Source organism: uncultured Salinisphaera sp., from assembly GCF_964012375.1.
Taxonomy (GTDB): Bacteria; Pseudomonadota; Gammaproteobacteria; order Nevskiales; family Salinisphaeraceae; genus Salinisphaera.
The window spans coordinates 1-16783 of record NZ_CAXGSH010000015.1; the positions used below are offsets into that span (position 1 = coordinate 1).

Annotated in this window: 17 protein-coding genes; 2 read left to right on the forward strand and 15 right to left on the reverse strand. The window is 56.8% G+C overall.

The genetic code is table 11. The annotated features are described in order from the left end of the window. Positions 1-326 (reverse strand): sigma-70 family RNA polymerase sigma factor (locus ABNU97_RS04315; RefSeq protein WP_348765519.1); only part of this gene is annotated, 326 nt, incomplete at its 3' end. Positions 327-747: 421 nt separating this feature from the next. Next, positions 748-1413, reverse strand: coding sequence for a hypothetical protein (locus ABNU97_RS04320; RefSeq protein WP_348765520.1), 666 nt, complete (start codon positions 1411-1413; stop codon positions 748-750). Positions 1414-1880: 467 nt separating this feature from the next. Between ABNU97_RS04320 and ABNU97_RS04325 the strand changes: the two genes are divergently transcribed. Next, positions 1881-3878 (forward strand): CocE/NonD family hydrolase, encoded by a 1998-nt coding sequence (locus ABNU97_RS04325; RefSeq protein WP_348765521.1) that lies wholly within the window; start codon positions 1881-1883, stop codon positions 3876-3878. Between the two features lie 109 nt (positions 3879-3987). On the opposite strand, the gene ABNU97_RS04330 is transcribed toward ABNU97_RS04325, so the two are convergent. The 11 genes from ABNU97_RS04330 to ABNU97_RS04380 all read right to left on the reverse strand — a co-directional run bounded on the left by ABNU97_RS04330 (position 3988) and on the right by ABNU97_RS04380 (position 12310). Beyond that, positions 3988-4500 carry a hypothetical protein gene (locus ABNU97_RS04330; protein WP_348765522.1) on the reverse strand — a complete coding sequence of 171 codons (513 nt, stop codon included), beginning with the start codon at positions 4498-4500 and terminating at the stop codon, positions 3988-3990. Between the two features lie 162 nt (positions 4501-4662). Next, positions 4663-4998 carry a zinc ribbon domain-containing protein YjdM gene (locus ABNU97_RS04335; RefSeq protein WP_348765523.1) on the reverse strand — a complete coding sequence of 112 codons (336 nt, stop codon included), beginning with the start codon at positions 4996-4998 and terminating at the stop codon, positions 4663-4665. A gap of 180 nt (positions 4999-5178) precedes the next feature. Continuing rightward, positions 5179-5820 (reverse strand): Vat family streptogramin A O-acetyltransferase, encoded by a 642-nt coding sequence (locus tag ABNU97_RS04340; protein WP_348765524.1) that lies wholly within the window; start codon positions 5818-5820, stop codon positions 5179-5181. A 519-nt stretch (positions 5821-6339) separates the two neighbouring features. After that, positions 6340-6657, reverse strand: a complete 318-nt coding sequence (locus tag ABNU97_RS04345; protein WP_348765525.1) for a hypothetical protein — start codon at positions 6655-6657, stop codon at positions 6340-6342. A gap of 80 nt (positions 6658-6737) precedes the next feature. Continuing rightward, positions 6738-7490, reverse strand: coding sequence for a hypothetical protein (locus ABNU97_RS04350; protein WP_348765526.1), 753 nt, complete (start codon positions 7488-7490; stop codon positions 6738-6740). A 119-nt stretch (positions 7491-7609) separates the two neighbouring features. Next, positions 7610-7999, reverse strand: a complete 390-nt coding sequence (locus tag ABNU97_RS04355) for a hypothetical protein (RefSeq protein ID WP_348765527.1) — start codon at positions 7997-7999, stop codon at positions 7610-7612. A 429-nt stretch (positions 8000-8428) separates the two neighbouring features. After that, positions 8429-8995 carry a hypothetical protein gene (locus ABNU97_RS04360; protein WP_348765528.1) on the reverse strand — a complete coding sequence of 189 codons (567 nt, stop codon included), beginning with the start codon at positions 8993-8995 and terminating at the stop codon, positions 8429-8431. A 124-nt stretch (positions 8996-9119) separates the two neighbouring features. Continuing rightward, on the reverse strand, positions 9120-9848 hold the full coding sequence (locus ABNU97_RS04365) for a hypothetical protein (RefSeq protein WP_348765529.1): 729 nt from the start codon (positions 9846-9848) through the stop codon (positions 9120-9122). A gap of 86 nt (positions 9849-9934) precedes the next feature. Further along, on the reverse strand, positions 9935-10561 hold the full coding sequence (locus ABNU97_RS04370) for a GIY-YIG nuclease family protein (RefSeq protein ID WP_348765530.1): 627 nt from the start codon (positions 10559-10561) through the stop codon (positions 9935-9937). 86 nt (positions 10562-10647) lie between these two features. Continuing rightward, on the reverse strand, positions 10648-11454 hold the full coding sequence (locus ABNU97_RS04375; RefSeq protein WP_348765531.1) for a DUF5677 domain-containing protein: 807 nt from the start codon (positions 11452-11454) through the stop codon (positions 10648-10650). A gap of 109 nt (positions 11455-11563) precedes the next feature. Further along, on the reverse strand, positions 11564-12310 hold the full coding sequence (locus ABNU97_RS04380; RefSeq protein WP_348765532.1) for a hypothetical protein: 747 nt from the start codon (positions 12308-12310) through the stop codon (positions 11564-11566). 1136 nt (positions 12311-13446) lie between these two features. On the opposite strand from ABNU97_RS04380, the gene ABNU97_RS04385 reads away from it, so the two are divergent. Next, positions 13447-14421 carry an integron integrase gene (locus tag ABNU97_RS04385; RefSeq protein ID WP_348765533.1) on the forward strand — a complete coding sequence of 325 codons (975 nt, stop codon included), beginning with the start codon at positions 13447-13449 and terminating at the stop codon, positions 14419-14421. A 48-nt stretch (positions 14422-14469) separates the two neighbouring features. Here the strand turns inward: ABNU97_RS04385 and ABNU97_RS04390 are convergent, their stop codons facing one another. Both ABNU97_RS04390 and ABNU97_RS04395 read right to left on the reverse strand, forming a co-directional pair. Beyond that, positions 14470-14973 (reverse strand): hypothetical protein, encoded by a 504-nt coding sequence (locus ABNU97_RS04390; protein ID WP_348765534.1) that lies wholly within the window; start codon positions 14971-14973, stop codon positions 14470-14472. A 287-nt stretch (positions 14974-15260) separates the two neighbouring features. Beyond that, the gene (locus tag ABNU97_RS04395) at positions 15261-16652 is read right to left on the reverse strand and encodes a class II fumarate hydratase (protein ID WP_348765535.1); all 1392 of its coding nucleotides are present in this window, start codon (positions 16650-16652) and stop codon (positions 15261-15263) included. Positions 16653-16783: the final 131 nt, after the last annotated feature.

The following is a 16783-nucleotide window of genomic DNA, read 5'->3' on the forward strand; positions in this document are numbered from 1 at the left end:
TCGAGCAGTGTAGCCATCATGTCCGGTTCCTCCGGCATCGCCACTTCAGGGCGCTTGCGTCTGAGTACATCCAGTGCGCGATAGCGGGCAATCGACAAAAGCCACGTCAGAGGCGCCCCCCGATCCGGAGCATAGGTGTCGGCTTTCTGCCAGACCCTCACGTAAGCATCCTGCAGCGCATCCCGTGCCTGCTCCGGGTTACGCAGGATACGCAGCAACAGCGCATAAAGTTGCGCGGAGGTCGCAGCGTAGAGTTCCTGGAAGGCGCGTTCGTCGCCCTCTGCTGTGCGCGCCAACAGCGCGGCCAATTGCTCCCGGTCGGCCACCTGCTAGTGGGCCGGCTCGCGCACAACCACGCGTACGGCGCGTAAAGTGCTGTAAAAACAACGGCTTGGTATCAAAACTCTACCTTCGTAATAACACTAGAGCGGGCGCTGACGAGCGCGACTCGGGCATACCGGCGCGGCGCAATTTAGCTGCGAAGCCTCCCGCACGCAAGGGCTTCGCGGGCCGCGTATTGTAGACCAATAGAGCTGTCCACCCCCAAGGCGGATGCCAAGGCTACCCCTCCCGGACGATCGTCGCCACCCGGCAGTCTTGATGTCGTCTAACCGCGATGGGCCTTCGCTACGGCGATATGCGACATCTCGGCCTTGCGAGCCAACGCGCGTCGCCAACCCGGACCGGCGACGACAATACGGCTTTTATTTGTGTTGATCGCTTCACAGGCGACGTGACGACGCACGGCTAAAGCGCTTCGCAGTTCTCCTGTTCGCCGAATGCCTCGACCATCGAGGGAAAATCCTTGAAGTGCGGGCCGATGGGGAGCGGGGTCTTTGCAAACTCTTCGCGCGCTGATTCGTACGTATCCAACGACGTGGCATATCGTTCGCAGGTCTTGTCGTGGTTCTCGTCGATCGAGTAGGCCACGCCCTGATTGAACTGGTCCAACGCCATGCCTACGTGGTTATCGATCGACGCCCAGGTCTGCTCGGCTTTCTCGAAGTGAGAGATCGATAACCCACTCGTCGGGTCGTAACGCCCCTGCTCGGCGAACCACTGCGCATGCTCCCGGTACAGGCCACTCTTATAGAAATTGCCCAGGTAGCGATGCGCGTTCGCGATCGCCGCCGGGTCGCCCGACTTCTCTCCCAGAGTCAGGGCTTCCCTGCCCAATCCCTCGGCCGGGACCCATCGGCCAACGCTCCACATTTGATACGCCTGATCGATCTTGCGCAGCGGGTCGCTGGTTTCTGGAACCAGCGCATAGGCGCAGCCCTGCAGAACGGGAACGACGGCGAGGAGCAAGGGCAGACTTTTCAAGGTTGGCATGGTCAGATGAGTTAAACCGCACGGTTGAAAACGATCAAAGCCGAACAGGCGCCCTCGACGCCGAGCACCGGAGAACATCATATCCAGTTGTGTGCCTTGGCGAGCAGTATTTCGCCGTGATTAAACGCCGGCGCGGTGAACGAACGATGCAACGCCTCCGGGCGCCAGGCCTGCCCGCCCCGAACATCGTCTCATCGACGCTGGGACCCAACAGCGTTGTGGCAACGATGTCTGCGTGCATAACCGGTATTGCCGCGTGTTTGCCTAGCGGCCGGCTTGATTGGACGGCACCGACGGAACGCGGCTCGCTATGAAAAGCATCGAATAAACCAGCTTCACGCTGCCCTGCAGGCGTTCGCGTGGCCGAGTGAGCTTTCTAGATAGTCTCCGCTTCGCGAGCACGATCCAGCGGCCCAGTACGCGCCGCCCGATTGTTCGTTCTGCAGGCAGGCTGGGTTCGCGGCTCGAATTCGCCCGCGCGTTATAAAAACCTGGCGTTTCCGATATATTCAATGATCAAAAAAATAAAGATTGTCGGAGGAGAACAGATGTTGCAGCGATACAGTTTCAGACGCGCGGGCCGCGCGATGGGTATGGCGGTGCTGACTTTGAGCCTGTTGGGGTTAGCCGCCTGCAACGACGACTCCGACACCGCGGAAGTGGCCAACGCGTCGGACAGCCAGTCGCAGCCCGGATCGGCGCCTGACGCCGACGAAACGCCGGGCGCCACCCCCGGGTCTACGCTCACGCCCGGCGGTGACGCCTCCCAGGCGATCGCGGCACGCGATTACAACGCCGTGGTGACCAACCCCACGGACGGCACCGATATCGCGATTACCGTGCTGCAGCCCGCACTGGGACCGGGCCAGGCCGCGCCCCTGATCCTGCACAGTCACGGCTTTGGCGGTACGCGCCTGCGCGGCCGCGACGAGAACACCCTCTACGAAACACTCACCGGCGGCACCCTCCCCTCTGCCGAGGCCGCACGTCGTGCCGCGGCCGATGGTTATTTCGTGATCAGCTTCGACGAACGCGGCTTCGGCGAATCCCAAGGCCAGGTCGAAGTGATCGACCCGCGCCTGGAAGGCGAGGACATCAAGGCGATACTCAACTGGGCTGAAGACCAGATGGCACATCGCGGCCATCTGGGCTATCGCGATGGCAACCTCGTCGTCGGCGCGCTGGGGCTGTCGTATGGCGGCGGCTTTCAGTTGGTGGGCGCCGGGGTAGACCCGCGCTTTGATGCGATCGTACCCACGGTGGGCTGGTACGACCTGCTCTATAGCCTGAGCCCCGACGACGTCATCAAGACTGATTGGGGCGTATTGCTGGTCGGGCTTGGGGCGCCCACATCGCGACTCAGACTCAACCCCCTGCTTTACCAGGCGCTCGTTGAAGGCGCAGCGGCGCCGCTGAGCCAACGCGGTTTTTCGGCCAACGTACGTGACAAGCTGTATGGCAACAGCCCACGCTCGTTTTGCCAAAGCCGCGAATCCACAGGCGGCGAATTCGGCCCCAGCACCTCTGGACGAATGCCACCCCAGGTGGATGCGCTGATCATCCAGGGGGTTGCCGATACCCTGTTCAACCTCAACGAGGGCTGGGCCAATACGCAGTGTCTGCGCGAAGCGGGTAACGACGTGCATTTTGTAGGCATGCGCTTCGGACATACGCTGCCAGTGTTGCAAAGCCTCAAATCACAGAATCGAATCGCCTACAGCACGGAAGCCACCCTGCACTGCGGCCGCCAGACCTTCGATACCGCCGCTCTCGAACTCGATTACCTCAACTGGAAACTACGCGGCACGCCGTTGCCGCAGCCTATCCCGCGCAATTGCGTAACGGTGACCGACAACCAAGGCGTGGCGCTGGATACCCTGCCCGTCGCCGACCCCGCCGAGGGCAACGGCTATCCGGTTAACGCGCAAGCAACCACCGGTGGCTTGAGCCTGCTACTGGATCTGTTGCGCACCCATACCGTGGACGATCTGGTGGATGCGCTCGCCGTAACCGTCGATGACGCCACCGATATCGTGGACACGCTGCTGAATCCGCAGGCCGCGGTGCCCGATGATGCAACGCCCAGTTTCGTGCTGGCCCAGTTGATCAACGCGTTGCCCGCCGACCAGGTGGATACGCTGCTCAGCGGAGGTACCTTTGTGCCCCTGACGACCGTGCAACGCGCCGGCCAGGCGCTGGTCGGCATCCCGGTGGCGGATATTCAGATCAGCGGCGGCGGGGTCGCGCCGGTGGCATTCCTTGGCATTGGCGTGCGCCGGAGTGCCAGCGACGGCGCCGAACTGGTTAATAAACAGGTTCGCCCCGTGCGTGGCACGGGCGAGCGGCGCGTCGAACTCAACGGCATCAGCCGGCCGCTTCAGGTTGGCGATGAAATAGGCCTGATGGTGTATGGCTATCATCCCCAGTATGCGGCGAGCTTTTCGACCATTCCCGGCGTGGTGCGTGTCGAAGGCGAGGTCGGTTTGCCGATCGTGGCGCTGCCTGACGCGGGGCCGGACGCCGGGGCTACCCAGCCCATGCGCTGAACCGAGGCGCTAGTAACCATCGGCTGCGGGTGCATTCTCCAAAAGCGCGCCCGCAGCCAATCGCATGTTGCTTGCGCGCACCCAAGACAAGCGCGAGGCCGGGGCACGGTCAGCGGTCGTGTTGATGGTCAACTTTTTGCTGGCGCCACTGCACGACGCAGTAAAGCCCTGCACCCACTAGACCGCTCCACAGGCATAGCTGATGCAGCATGCCCACCGACAACATCTCCAGGAACATGTTGGATCGGGTTACCGGAAAGAACGGCACCATATCCGAATGCATGATGCTATCGAGCAGGACGTGACTAAAGCTGCCGATAAACGCGCTTACGAATACCACCCACCACGCGATATCGACGCCACCAGTCGGCGCGATACGCAACAAGCGCAAGCCGATCTGAGCCAGATATTTCCCGCTAATCCCCGCGAAGATCGCGATCAGGGTCGCGCCGATATAGGTATGCGAAAAGCCGTGCAGATGGCCGTCGCCGGCGATAAGAACGAGAAGCGGCTGAATATCCATCACGATCTGCGTCCAGCCGAAAATCATCAGGCTGAACGAACCGCCCATCAACGCCTTGATGGCGATGCCCGGGCCCATGTGAAACGGTGTGAACGGCACTTGGTTTCCTGCTTGCGCTTACAAGACACGTATCGGTAGTTCCAGCTCAACCGCGATTTGCCCTGGCACCGATCCTGGACACAAACCGCCGATCGGCGTTGGCCGAGACGTCCGCTTCGACGCGTCGGCGAGAGCGTACTCCTGAAGCCAGCAACCTGGCGCTCAGGCCTTCTTGACGAACGCTGCCGTCACCATCATTTCACCGGCGCCATCCACCTTGCAGTCCAGCTGGTGATCTTTCGCATCGAGAATTCGCCTGACCACCGCCTTCGTGCCGATCTTCAGCACCATCGAACTGCCTTTTACTTTCACGTCCTTCGCCAGCGTGACCTTGTCGCCTTCGGCCAACTCCGTGCCATTCGCGTCCTTGGCACCCGTCTTGTCTTCTACGGTCACCTCGTCCGGATTCCATTCGTGCGCACATTCAGGACAAACCAGAAACGCCTGATCACGATAGGCAAACTGCGACTGACATTCAGGGCACGGCGGCAACGACATACGACTCATCCGGGGTGATTTGAGGCGCCATGATAAGCGCAGGACATGGCCCGAGCGAGCGCTAGGACGCTTCGCCAGACACAGTCCTACAAACGCGGTGGTGCGCTGGCTTCGGCCATATGACGGACTGCGCCCAGAAGCGCTTCGGCCAAAACCGTTTCGGCCGCCCGGAGCGCGTCGTCAGGACGTCTGCGCAAGCGCGGCCAGCGACTCGACGTCACCCGCTACGATCTGGTCCAGATGCTTCGTGATCTTTTCGATGGGCCAGTCCCACCATGCGACCTTGTTGAGCGTTTCAACCGCTTCCGGCCCAAAGCGCTGCTTGATCGGCTTGGCCGGGTTGCCGCCTACGATCGTGTAAGCCGGCACGTCGGATACGACAACAGAACGAGAAGAAACAATCGCCCCATTGCCAATATGGACACCCGGCATCACCAGCGCTTCGTAGCCTATCCAGACATCGTTGCCGATAACCGTATCGCCTTTGTATGGCAGATCGTCCGGCGCGGGCATGACCTTCTCCCAACCATTCCCGAAAATCTGGAACGGATAGGTGGATATGCCTGACATCCTGTGATTCGCCCCGTTCATGATGAACTTCACGCCACGGGCGATGGCGCAGAACTTGCCGATAATCAGCTTGTCGCCGATGAACGGGAAGTGATACAGCACGTTGCGCTCGAAATTCTCCGAATCCTCGGGGTCGTCGTAATAGGTGTAGTCGCCAATGACGATATTGGGATTACGCACCGTGTTCTTGATGAAGCACACCTGCGGAAATCCTGCCATTGGGTGCTTGGTTTCGGGGTCGGGACCGTTCAATTCTTCTCCAGCGTTTATCGCAGCCGCCAGATTTATGCCAAACGGGCCGCCGCAAGGCGGAGCCGAATCACGGCAGCGCGGTGGGCTTCAAACTGCAGCGCTATGTGATGTGACCGCATTAAGTACGGCAACAGCCACGCCGGCTAACAGCACAAAAAGCCGATATAAGCCCGTAGACAATAAAATCCGAGGTGCGTTGCTCACGCTTCGCCTTCATGCCTGCCCGTAGCGCTAGCACATTGATCGTGATTCCGACCGTGCCCAGCCATAAATGCGGCGACCCAAACCCGTCCGATATACCAAAACTGATAAACAGTGGTCCGAACAACCCGCCGAGCCGGCCCCAGAAAACTGCTTGCGCGTTCAAGAAGGCTGCGTACGAATCAGCGTTTTTCATTTCTTGTTGGCGCATAACGCCTAGACTCAGTTGCCGACCGAAGCGTGGCAGCGCTTTGGGCGGTCAACTGCGGCGCGTTGTTAGGTCCCCCCAGTTTACCGTGCCTGCCGCATAAGAAGCCTTCATCGCTCATCACGGTCTTGGTCCCACCAGTTTGTTTTAACACCGTGTAGCCAATCACTGAAAATCACGAAATCGATCTGTCTCCCGGCACCCTCATATACGAAGCTATAGCTGCACGTTCCTCTTTTGTAATAAGGCTCACTGGCAAGATGCTCGGGCGGCAGCCTCATTCGAAGAACTTGTTTCAGTGCCGATTTCCTGGCCTGCTTCTCGGATAAACCGCATTCGTCATAAGCAAGCTCTTTATATACAGCCCACGCGAATAAAGTCGCTATCGCGATAACAGCGATCGTAAGCACCCACAGAGCCTTCTTCATATAGGGCCTAACGCCTGTCGTGAGGTGCAAATGCGTAGCAGCCGTAGGCTGCGGAGCATTTGTCACACTCCACGGCATTGTTATGTGACTTCACGAGCACTGCGGTAAACACACCTAAGCATCTCTTTTTCTTGAGGATCATTCGACCGCATACCTTTTAATGTTATAAACGCGAGCTCTTTGGCCTCAAGTAAATTTTTCCCTGGAATTCGAATTAACTCCCCGAATTCGTACCGTTTCATGCCTTTTACTTTCAGCAATACCTGGAAAGTGTATTTTTTCCCCGTGCCATATATCCGGACGTAATCGTGGCCGTGCTTGGCTGCAATATACGATTTCTGCTTTTTAGTTCTTCCCTCAAACCATTTTGATCCGTGAACGAATTTGCTAATGCCACAATAGCAGGCGAGAAGTTTTCCACTAAGTGCGCGATCTTTTTGTGTTAAATGTTCTATGCAAGTGCTTCCCAAGGTTTTGTAGCCCCATTGGGGATGATAGGTGTAATGCTCATAACGAATTCCGTTGCCGCAATTTTCGCGCTCGCAAGTCCCATCAAGCCCCCCTAGATCGACAATAGAAAGAAGAAACCACCCCCGATTTGGCTCGATGATTCCGTGCTCTCTTGCGTGGCACCCTCGACAAAGCGTGATGCAATCACTCGTTGCGTATTCCCACGGCTTCTTATTTGCCACATACAACTGGTGGTGGACTTGTAAGACGGTCTCGGACGGTGAGCGCCCACACTTCATGCACCGAAAGTCATCTCGGCGCTTTACTTTGAGCGAAAAAGCTTCCCACTCGCTATTCGTATAAAGATTTCGTTGTTTGGCCATAGCATCGGGCTGGGCGAGTCAGATAATGCCTGCCGTCACCGGTGACATAACCGAAGCAAAGCGCAGGTTTTGGCATCCGGTGCACGGCCTGGTTATATGATCTACAGGTCGTCACCGGACTAAACCTCATCTATTTTTGCTATCAAATCCTGTAGCTCTTTAGCCACGTCACCACCACCCCGGATAGTCACTCGGTGCCCTTTGTAGTCAACTGTGACCTCTTTCTGAGGGCGAGTCTTGAGGTATTCGATTACCAGTGGGGCGAGATGTTTGAGGAGAAATCCGGCAGAAGTGATGACCGCAGGTATAGAAAATCCCGAGATCAAGTCACTGGCGATCTGAGCAGAAGAGTTATTAGCACGAAACCCCGATGTCATGAGGTTTGGCTTTCTCTCGCCATGAGATTCGCACTCGTGTATCAGTTGCTTGACAACTTCTGCCTGCCTATCTTCATCAGTTGGCTTCCATCGATCAACATCATGCAGGGAGATCGAAAATCTGTTCTCCATCACTATTCCCCCTCATATAACGCCGAAGCTCAGCGGCCGCCGGAGCGGCCGAAGGCCGCGGAGGGAACCCGAAGCGCGGCAGCGCTTTGGGCGGTCGGCTGCAGCGACTCGTTGTACGTGAACTCCACTATTTGACGCTCCCCCGAACTTGCCTGCGGACCACGAAGCCCAACGCCCCGAAAGAAAGAATTGCCCGAACTCAAACTTACCGCGGATGATCGCTGACGGGAAGGCGCCGACATGGATCGACGGCGGTTTGCCCCGGAGCTAGCGAGCAGCGAGAAAGACGGGCCAGGGCCCAACTACCGGCTCGCCTTCGCTAGCCGACGCAACAGCTCAACCACAATACAAATCAACCGCGTACAACGCCAAAGCTCAGTTGCCGGCCGAAGCGCGGGAGCGCTTTGGGCGGTCAACTGCAGCGATTTGTTATGCTTCCTGCAATTTCTCGTAAATTTCTTCTACTACAGGTTCGAGAATACGAGTTACCGGGCGAAGTAGTTCTAGCTGCACGGCGTTAAACGCTTTGTGTCCGTGGAAGAGATTACACCGAACCTGATATACTAATTCAAGGATTGCAAGAGCACGTGACTTTCCAGTGGATCGAAGTTCACGGAGCAACGCGCGATCTTTCTCCGGCTGGCGATCTCCCGCTGGCATACTTAGACGAATATAAAACCTTTCTTCCTCAATCAGGTTCGCCACTGCTTCTACCTGTGGCTCCAGTACTGCAGCGTATAGGCGATCAAAGTCTTCGACGCCAATTAAATCTAGAGTATATTCAGTCGCGCCTTTTTTGTCGGGAAGTGGCCTGTTGGGTGATAATTCAACCTCTCCCCTTCTGTGCAGAGTGAATGTTGCTTCAGAGTAAAGTCGATTAAATACGACAAAGAGAGTAAAAAATTTATCGAAACACTGGTTCTGTTCGTCGTCGCTATACGACTTGGCGCGTTCGAGCCACTCGTCAACGAAACGTTGAAATTCCTGGTTGAGCACAAAACTCTCCTTGGTGAATAACGCCAAAGCTCAGTTGCCGCCGGAGCGGCCGAAGGCCGCGGAGGGAACCCGAAGCGCGCCAGCGCTTTGGGCGGTCAACTGCAGCGACTTATTATGTAACGAATTACGCTACATTCCCGACTAAAATATCTATCGGCGTTTTATACGCCTTTACCGAAATTCCCCAAATTTCATTCGTCTTTTCGCAGCCCTTGCACACAAGCGCGACGAGTGAACCTGTACTACTAAAAATGGGAGCACCACTGCATCCTTTGAAGTGCTCGTGCCCCGGGTGAGCGAAGGGCAATGAGAAAACGTGGTAATCGCCTTCCGTTCTGAGAAACGACAATCCAGAGTAGATTCGCAGCTCGCTACCGAAATAGACTTGCCCAAAATGCTCCTCGGCCGAAGGCATTACCATCCCACAAAATCCAAACGTTTCCTTTGAATTCGGCAATTCGTTTAAATCGGACGCATGGACCGAAATAGGTATTTCAGATCTTACGATGTTTTCCTGCAAGTCGATTTCCTGCCGATAGCCACGAATATCGGCCGGAACTTCAACATACGAAAAATCGATGTCTTCTAGTCCAAGGCGCGAAAGCGTTCCTTTCGCTAAAAATTGCATTGCCCCAAGTTGATACGTCTTAGTGCCTTTGCCGGGAACGTATTTGAGCTGAATTGCCCAATTCCCCTGATCGCCCGTTGCGTGAGAAACGGTTAGAAGAACTCTTTTGCCTAAACAGTCGACCAAACAGCCTGATGCAATTCCTGTTGGTAGCCGCTCATCGCTTAACCTTACGAGCGGAACGCTAGAAAGCCATAGGTGTTCTCGGAACTCCGCGTTATTCACAAGCGACCCTCTTTAGAACATAACGCCGAAGCTCAGTTGCCGACCGAAGCGCGCCAGCGCTTTGGGCGGTCAACTGCAGCGTCCTGTTAGGCATTATCTCTCGCTTCTTCTATAAGATCCTGAGCGTAATGATTGCCATCAAACATAAACTTCACACCTCTGGGTAATAATTGCCAACAGCCTATGCCTTCATGCTCACGGTTCACGCGTTTGACCAAACCATATGCTTGTAGCTGAATAAGCTTAAGCTCCACTTCCAACGGGGCGTATCCAGAATGATGTTCAGCTAGTTCCGCGCTAGAGAACGCTCGCCTCTGCTCATAACCGTCATGTAATAAATAGAGCATGAAATAAATGTCGTCGCTATCAGGAGCGAACTCGGGTGGGCTGTCTTCAAGCTTGGATGACACCAAAGACGGTGAAAGGTAGCTTCTAATAACGGGAATAGATTGAGTTAGCAAGTCTGAGAGAGAGTGAGCGAAAAACTCTCGCTTTGGATTTGTCCGGTAAGGCGCAAGCTCAGCGTGGACTTCCTTTTCACACTGAGCCGAATTCGAGACATAGAAAGTTGCAGCAATCTGGAATGGCGAAGGCGTACCAGTAGTATTTAGCTGCGAAATCCGCGCGCTCAAATCGCCGGTAGTGTGACCAATTTTAACGATGCCGGGCATGGCCTCATTAGTCAAAAAATACAATATTCCGGGAGCACTCATAGTTAAATGCCTAACGCCCGCAGCAAGCGCGGCGTATCCGTTGTGACAAAGGAGCAACGGATGCGCCGTCGCTTTGCCTGCGATTGTTAGGCGCCACTTGGCTCACAAAGACCTTGCCCGGGAGACATCTCGGCCAGTTTCAAAAGCGAGTCTTGGTAAGGGGCTCCACCCATCTCCATAACCGACCTTATTTCGCTTATGCACTCCCACACAATCTTCCGCCACTTGAATGAGCTGTAGTTCATGGCATCTTGCAGGATCATGGACGCGGTCAGTAGCGTATTTGATATTACAGTTGTATTAGAGGGAAACCTCGCTGCTGGCTCCAGACCCGTTATGATAAAAAAGTCTTGCTGGCCATCGTTCGCCATAGGATGAACATGCGTGGAGGCGTAGTCATAGCCGTATTTATATAGAAACTGCATCCCCATGTCGTTTGCTACCGCTGCAGCTTTTGGTCGCCTCCAAACCGGCTTATTTTTCTCGAGAGCTCTTATCCGCTCCTTTTGTTTCTCGGACAGGTTGTATACCCAGCCCACGGCTTGATTTTTGAATAGCTCGTCACTTTTCACCCGGTTTTGCGCTTTGTACTGCTCATAAAACGACCAGTCATCAAAAACTTCAAACTCATTTTTTTCTCCGAGGCTATGTAGATGAAACATCCTATCTATAAGGACTCGATGTATAGCCCACGCATTTTGATAATCCTGATTATCCCATAGCAAAAAAACGCTTTTGAGGGTTCTAGCGGATCGAGCAACGAAGTTTCTAATGATGATGTTTTTCGTATCGCATTCATGTCGCGCGAAAGCGATAAGAACCATTCCGCTGACAATGTAAAGAGCGTCCGCTGCAGCGCGGTATACTTCAACCGGTTGATGTTCTTTCGACATGGCGATCTCGTTACCTAACACCGAAGCTCAGCCGCCGCCGGAGCAGCCGAAGGCTGCGGAGCGAACCCAAAACGCGCCAGCGTTTTGGGCGGTCGGCTGCAGCGATTTGTTAGGCCGCGGCCCAACCATACTTGAGTTGATAAGGCGAGTGATATTCACTTGGCACAAACCCTGCCCCCATAGCCAATGGCGTAGCGTTTACTACTAGCAAATTGCCTTCGGTCGCAACATCTTTCGCGACCATGAACACGGCGGAAAAGTTGCTGCCGCAGAAGTTGGTGTACAGCGCCGACGACCCATACATGTGTCGTGTATTTGCATGAAGCCTGATTTCAATTCCTTTGGCTCTTGCGTACACAAGCCGTGACTCTTCTCTGTTGATTGTTTCACCGACCCTGAAACGAAACCCTCGAATGGCATAGCAAAACGTACCCGGCTTCACCAAATCTCGAATTTCGGGCTTAGTCCATATTGCTCCAAGCTCGACTGGATTAGTTTCTAGTATGAGTTGGTCAACGGCGCCCATGTACATATGGTGTAGGCGCTGAGAAGTGTCCCATTCGAATCGGTCATAGATTGTGACAAGCCTTCCGGACTTCGGCATAGGCTCCTGAAAGATTGGAACGCCGTCAGGGTCGATGGCTTCAATACTGCGCAAATACTTATAAAGCCAATCTTCAAAGTTAACGCCCTTTTGCTTCAGAAGTCTGGGCAGCTTTTCGTGGTTCACATAGGTCCACATAGCCTGTGCCAAATTTGATCCCGGCAACATGGCGAAGGAAGCCCGCTCTGCGACTTCACCCAACCATTTTTCTTTTGCATGTTTCAGGTGATCGACCGACAGGTTTTTCGACATTGTGTGCTTGGTATGAGCCTCATCATGGCAATTGCGGCAAATAACCACCAAGTTCGATTCAATGTTGTTCGATGGATCTTGGTCTATGTGGTGAATCTCCACAGGCTTGCGGGGGACACGACATACGCAACATGTTCTCGCGGCTTCATACAGAAGCTTGCGCTCCAAGGGCTTTCCTATGGGAGTTCGAGTTTTTGCCATGGTATGACGAGCGGCCTAACGCTGAAATTTGCGGCAGTTTTGGAGCGGCGAAGCTGCGGAAAAACTGTCCGACAACATTGACTGGTTAAGGGCCGGTTACCCCCGGGCCCCGACCGGGCAATCAATTCCGAATGCCTACTCCCGATACTGTGTACCAACTGGACCCGTGGCGCCAGGAACCAGAACACTGAATAAAAGCCTGCGCCGGATTGCCCCGAGACCTGAACGCCAAATTGGCCGGCATAACCGTTGAAAGACCGAGGGCTGTTTTTGCCTGCAGGCGACCGCTGAGGCAGCGGCCAAACACCCAACCAATGCGCGCCGAAGCCAAGACCTTTAACGCCGAAGCTCAGTTGCCGGCCGAAGCGCGGCAGCGCTTTGGGCGGTCGACTGCAGCGACCTGTTGGGTGACACCAGCTTCACTGCCAGTACAGCTCACTGGTTATCTTTCTTGACTCCGGATCGTACCGAAGCGTTCTACTCTTTCCGCCGGGGTTCCCTACTGCTGCCTGCTCCCGTTCAAACGCAGTAACGTGCCACAACGGCAACTCAACCTCTCCTGAATCTTCAGAAATTTCGCCAACGTAGAAGTCAGCCGGGTCGTCACCATTCTTGGCCAAGTACTCTCGAGCGGTTAGCAATGCAGGCAATAAGCGCGCCGGAAATGACGTCACATCATCAAGCGGCTTAGCCGCTACCGATGCCGGAGTTATTGAATACGGCTGCCGTAGATCGTTGCGCGCCCCACATCCGCTAATTAACGCTGTCGACAATATAAGGGCTACTAGCTTCATATGAATACCACCCAACGCCAAGTATACGACTGCTGCTAGGTATAGCACGCTACCCAAAATTCGTATAGCAATACGAACGTCTCATGTATCGGTCTTGTTTGCTGTTATTCTAGGACGCTATACCCCATAGGGTGTGAAGCAATGACGGATTCAGCAAAGCGTCCCCATAAGCTGATGGATCAGGTTAGCGATCGACTACGTCTGGGCCATTACAGCCTGCGGACCGAGAGAACTTACCTTGCCTGGATCAAGCGCTTCATTCTGTTCCACGACAAGCGCCATCCAAAGGATATGGGGAAGCCGGAAATCGAAGCTTATCTCACCCATCTGGCGGTTGATCGTCACGTGGCTGCCTCAACGCAGAATCAGGCGCTGAATGCGATTCTGTATCTCTACCGGCAAGTGCTCGAAATCGACCTGCCGTGGATGGACGATGTCGTGCGTGCAAAACGCCCCGAGCGTATCCCCGAGGTATTAAGCCCCCAGGAAGTGGGCCGGCTGCTCGCCCAGCTCGAGGGCACCTACAAGCTGATGGCGTCGCTGCTCTACGGCTCGGGCCTGCGGTTGATGGAGGTTATTCGTCTCCGCGTGAAGGACGTGGACTTCGATTACCAGCAGATCGTGGTGCGCGACGGTAAGGGCGCCAAGGATCGGGTGACACCCCTGCCCGCGTCGGTGACCGCCGAGTTGAAGGCGCAGCTGGATTATGTGGCCTGCCTGCATCGGGACGACCTCAAGGCCGGTTATGGCGCGGTGTATCTACCCAACGCGTTGGCAACGAAGTATGCCAACGCAGAGCACGAGCTGGCCGGGCAGTACGTATTTCCGTCTTCGCGGTTGTCTACAGACCCGCGTTCGGGAGCAACGCGGCGGCATCACGTGAATGAAAAAGGCCTGCAACAGTCGGTGAAGCGTGCGGTCCGCCGGGCGGGCATCAACAAGAAGGCGAGTTGCCATACGTTGCGACATTCATTCGCAACCCATCTGCTGGAACGCGGCAGCGATATTCGTACGGTCCAGGAACTACTCGGGCATAAGAACGTGCAGACGACCATGCTTTATACCCACGTGCTCAAGCGCGGCGGACACGGCGTAGTCAGCCCTCTAGACGCCTAGCCGGACACCGCGCGAGGCGCGCGTCGGCATGGAATGTGCACGCGCACATCAGCTGGCGACGCCATGACGCGCCACGACGTTCATCCGATCGAGCACGGCATGCGCCTGGCGTACGTGGCCGACGCGCCAGCAGTCGCTGGTGCGTGCCTGCGCGTCGGTCATGGGCCCGGCAACGTCGTGTCGGGCGGCACGGGCTTTGAGCGCGCTGACGCGCTCCGGCGTTGCCGGGCAGCAGTCGAGATACTGCACCAGGCGTTTGCTGACCAGGTTCACAACGGATAACAGGGCCAGCACGATGCCGGGCATGAGTACCCAGACATCGACGCCGGCGTTGGCATGGCTCAGGCCCGCCATTACGCAGATCACGCTATAGGCGAAGCCGGCCATGAAGACGCCGAGCGATGGCAGCCGCCGTAGGGCGACCAGCAGCACGAGTGCGCCACGGGGTTCGTGATTCTCAAGGACGAAGGGCGCTTGGTCGGGCCAGTCGTCCATATCGCCGCTGGTGGGCGGCGGCGACAGGTCGCCGACGAGCATACGTTCGTTGTACATGTTCTATTCCTCTTGCACGCGCGGCGCCACGGCCGCTGCGGTATGGGTGTTCGTTGGAAGCCGGCACGGGCGCGGCGCGCAAGGGCGCGGGGCTGGCCGGGGCTGGCAATGCCGCAGGCTGCGGTTTACTCGGCGAGTGCGAAGGGTGAAGCCCGAATTGCGCGGGTTCCATCCGTATAAAGTGGGATATTTGGTTCGAATGGCGGTCGATTTCGCCCCACGGCAACTATTGCGCGCATAAAAAAGGCCCGCCGAAGCGGGCCTTCCAATAGCGTGCGTGAACCGCCCTATTTCTTGATGCCGCCCTTGGTGAGGTCGGCCGGGTCGAGCAGGCGGTCGATCTCTTCTTCGCTGAGGTCGGTCTGCTCCAGAGTGAGTTCCTTGATGGGCTTGCCTTCCTTGTACGCCTGCTTGGCGATGGCCGCGCCCTTGTCGTAGCCAATCACCGAGTTGAGCGCGGTGACGAGGATCGGGTTCTTGGACAGCGCATCGTCCAGGTTCGCCTGATTGACGGTGAAGCTGGCAATCGCCTTGTCGGCCATGACCTGGCTGGTGTTGGCCAGCAGCTCGATGCTCTGCAGCAGGTTGTAGGCGATCACCGGCAGCATGACGTTGAGCTGGAAGTTGCCGGACTGGCCGGCGACGGTAATCGTGCTGTCGTTGCCGATGACCTGGGCGCTGACCATGGCGGCGGCTTCCGGAATCACCGGGTTGACCTTGCCGGGCATGATGCTGGAGCCGGGCTGCAGCGCTTCCAGCTGGATTTCGCCCAGACCGGCGAGCGGGCCGGAGTTCATCCAGCGCAGATCGTTGGCGATCTTCATCATGGAGACGGCGATGGTCTTGAGCTGGCCGGACAGTTCGACCGCGGCGTCCTGCGAGGACAGGCTCTCGAAGTAGTTGCCGCTGGTTTCAAAGCGGCAGCCGCTGGCCTTGCCGATGGCCTTGGCGAAACGCTCGCCGAATTCGGGATGGGCGTTAATGCCGGTGCCCACGGCGGTGCCGCCCTGGGCCAGCCGGCGCATGCGCGGCAGCGCCGCTTCCACGCGGGCGATGCCGGAATCGATCTGTGCGGCCCAGCCGCCCAGCTCCTGATCGAAGCGTACGGGCATGGCATCCATAAGGTGCGTGCGCCCGGTCTTGACGACCTCCGAGAGCTCTTCGCCCTTCTTGCGCAGCGTGTCGCGCATGTGGGTGAGTGCCGGCAGCAGCTTGCGCTCGCATTCGATGACGGCCGCCACATGAATGGCGGTCGGGATCACGTCGTTGGACGACTGGCCCATGTTGACGTGGTCGTTCGGGTGCACGGTCTGGCCGGCGGCTTCGGTGGCCAGATGGGCGACCACCTCGTTGGTGTTCATATTGGTCGAGGTGCCCGACCCGGTCTGGAAGATATCCACCGGGAAATGATCGTCGTACTGGCCTTCGGCCACGGCCGTGGCGCTGTCGATGATGGCCTGGGCGATATCGCCGTCGAGCAGCTCCAGGTCGCGGTTCACGTCGGCCGCACTCGCCTTGATCAGGCCCAGGGCGTTGATCATCGCGCGCGGCGCACGCAGATCCGAGATCGGAAAATTGTCGACCGCACGCTGCGACTGCGCGCCCCAGAGCGCATCGGTGGGCACCTTGAGTTCGCCCATGCTGTCTTTTTCGATCCGGTAATCGTTATCTGCGGCCATCGAGTGCTCCTTCGTTTTCAAGGCTTGGCGGCCGGGCGCGGCCCGGACCGGGATGAAATCGCTCATGCGTGAACGAGGCCACGCACCACGAATGAATTCGGTAGAATCCGCGATTCTATCACCGACTATTG

Excerpts from the sequence above, each read along its gene's own strand:
- ABNU97_RS04390 (WP_348765534.1), bottom strand. The coding sequence starts at position 14,973 with ATGTACAACGAACGTATGCTCGTCGGCGACCTGTCGCCGCCGCCCACC.
- ABNU97_RS04350 (WP_348765526.1), bottom strand. The coding sequence starts at position 7,490 with ATGGCCAAACAACGAAATCTTTATACGAATAGCGAGTGGGAAGCTTTT.
- ABNU97_RS04335 (WP_348765523.1), bottom strand. The coding sequence starts at position 4,998 with ATGTCGTTGCCGCCGTGCCCTGAATGTCAGTCGCAGTTTGCCTATCGT.
- ABNU97_RS04370 (WP_348765530.1), bottom strand. The coding sequence starts at position 10,561 with ATGAGTGCTCCCGGAATATTGTATTTTTTGACTAATGAGGCCATGCCC.
- ABNU97_RS04375 (WP_348765531.1), bottom strand. The coding sequence starts at position 11,454 with ATGTCGAAAGAACATCAACCGGTTGAAGTATACCGCGCTGCAGCGGAC.
- ABNU97_RS04325 (WP_348765521.1), top strand. The coding sequence starts at position 1,881 with ATGTTGCAGCGATACAGTTTCAGACGCGCGGGCCGCGCGATGGGTATG.
- ABNU97_RS04355 (WP_348765527.1), bottom strand. The coding sequence starts at position 7,999 with ATGGAGAACAGATTTTCGATCTCCCTGCATGATGTTGATCGATGGAAG.
- ABNU97_RS04395 (WP_348765535.1), bottom strand. The coding sequence starts at position 16,652 with ATGGCCGCAGATAACGATTACCGGATCGAAAAAGACAGCATGGGCGAA.
- ABNU97_RS04380 (WP_348765532.1), bottom strand. The coding sequence starts at position 12,310 with ATGTCGAAAAACCTGTCGGTCGATCACCTGAAACATGCAAAAGAAAAA.
- ABNU97_RS04385 (WP_348765533.1), top strand. The coding sequence starts at position 13,447 with ATGACGGATTCAGCAAAGCGTCCCCATAAGCTGATGGATCAGGTTAGC.
- ABNU97_RS04320 (WP_348765520.1), bottom strand. The coding sequence starts at position 1,413 with ATGATGTTCTCCGGTGCTCGGCGTCGAGGGCGCCTGTTCGGCTTTGAT.
- ABNU97_RS04345 (WP_348765525.1), bottom strand. The coding sequence starts at position 6,657 with ATGAAGAAGGCTCTGTGGGTGCTTACGATCGCTGTTATCGCGATAGCG.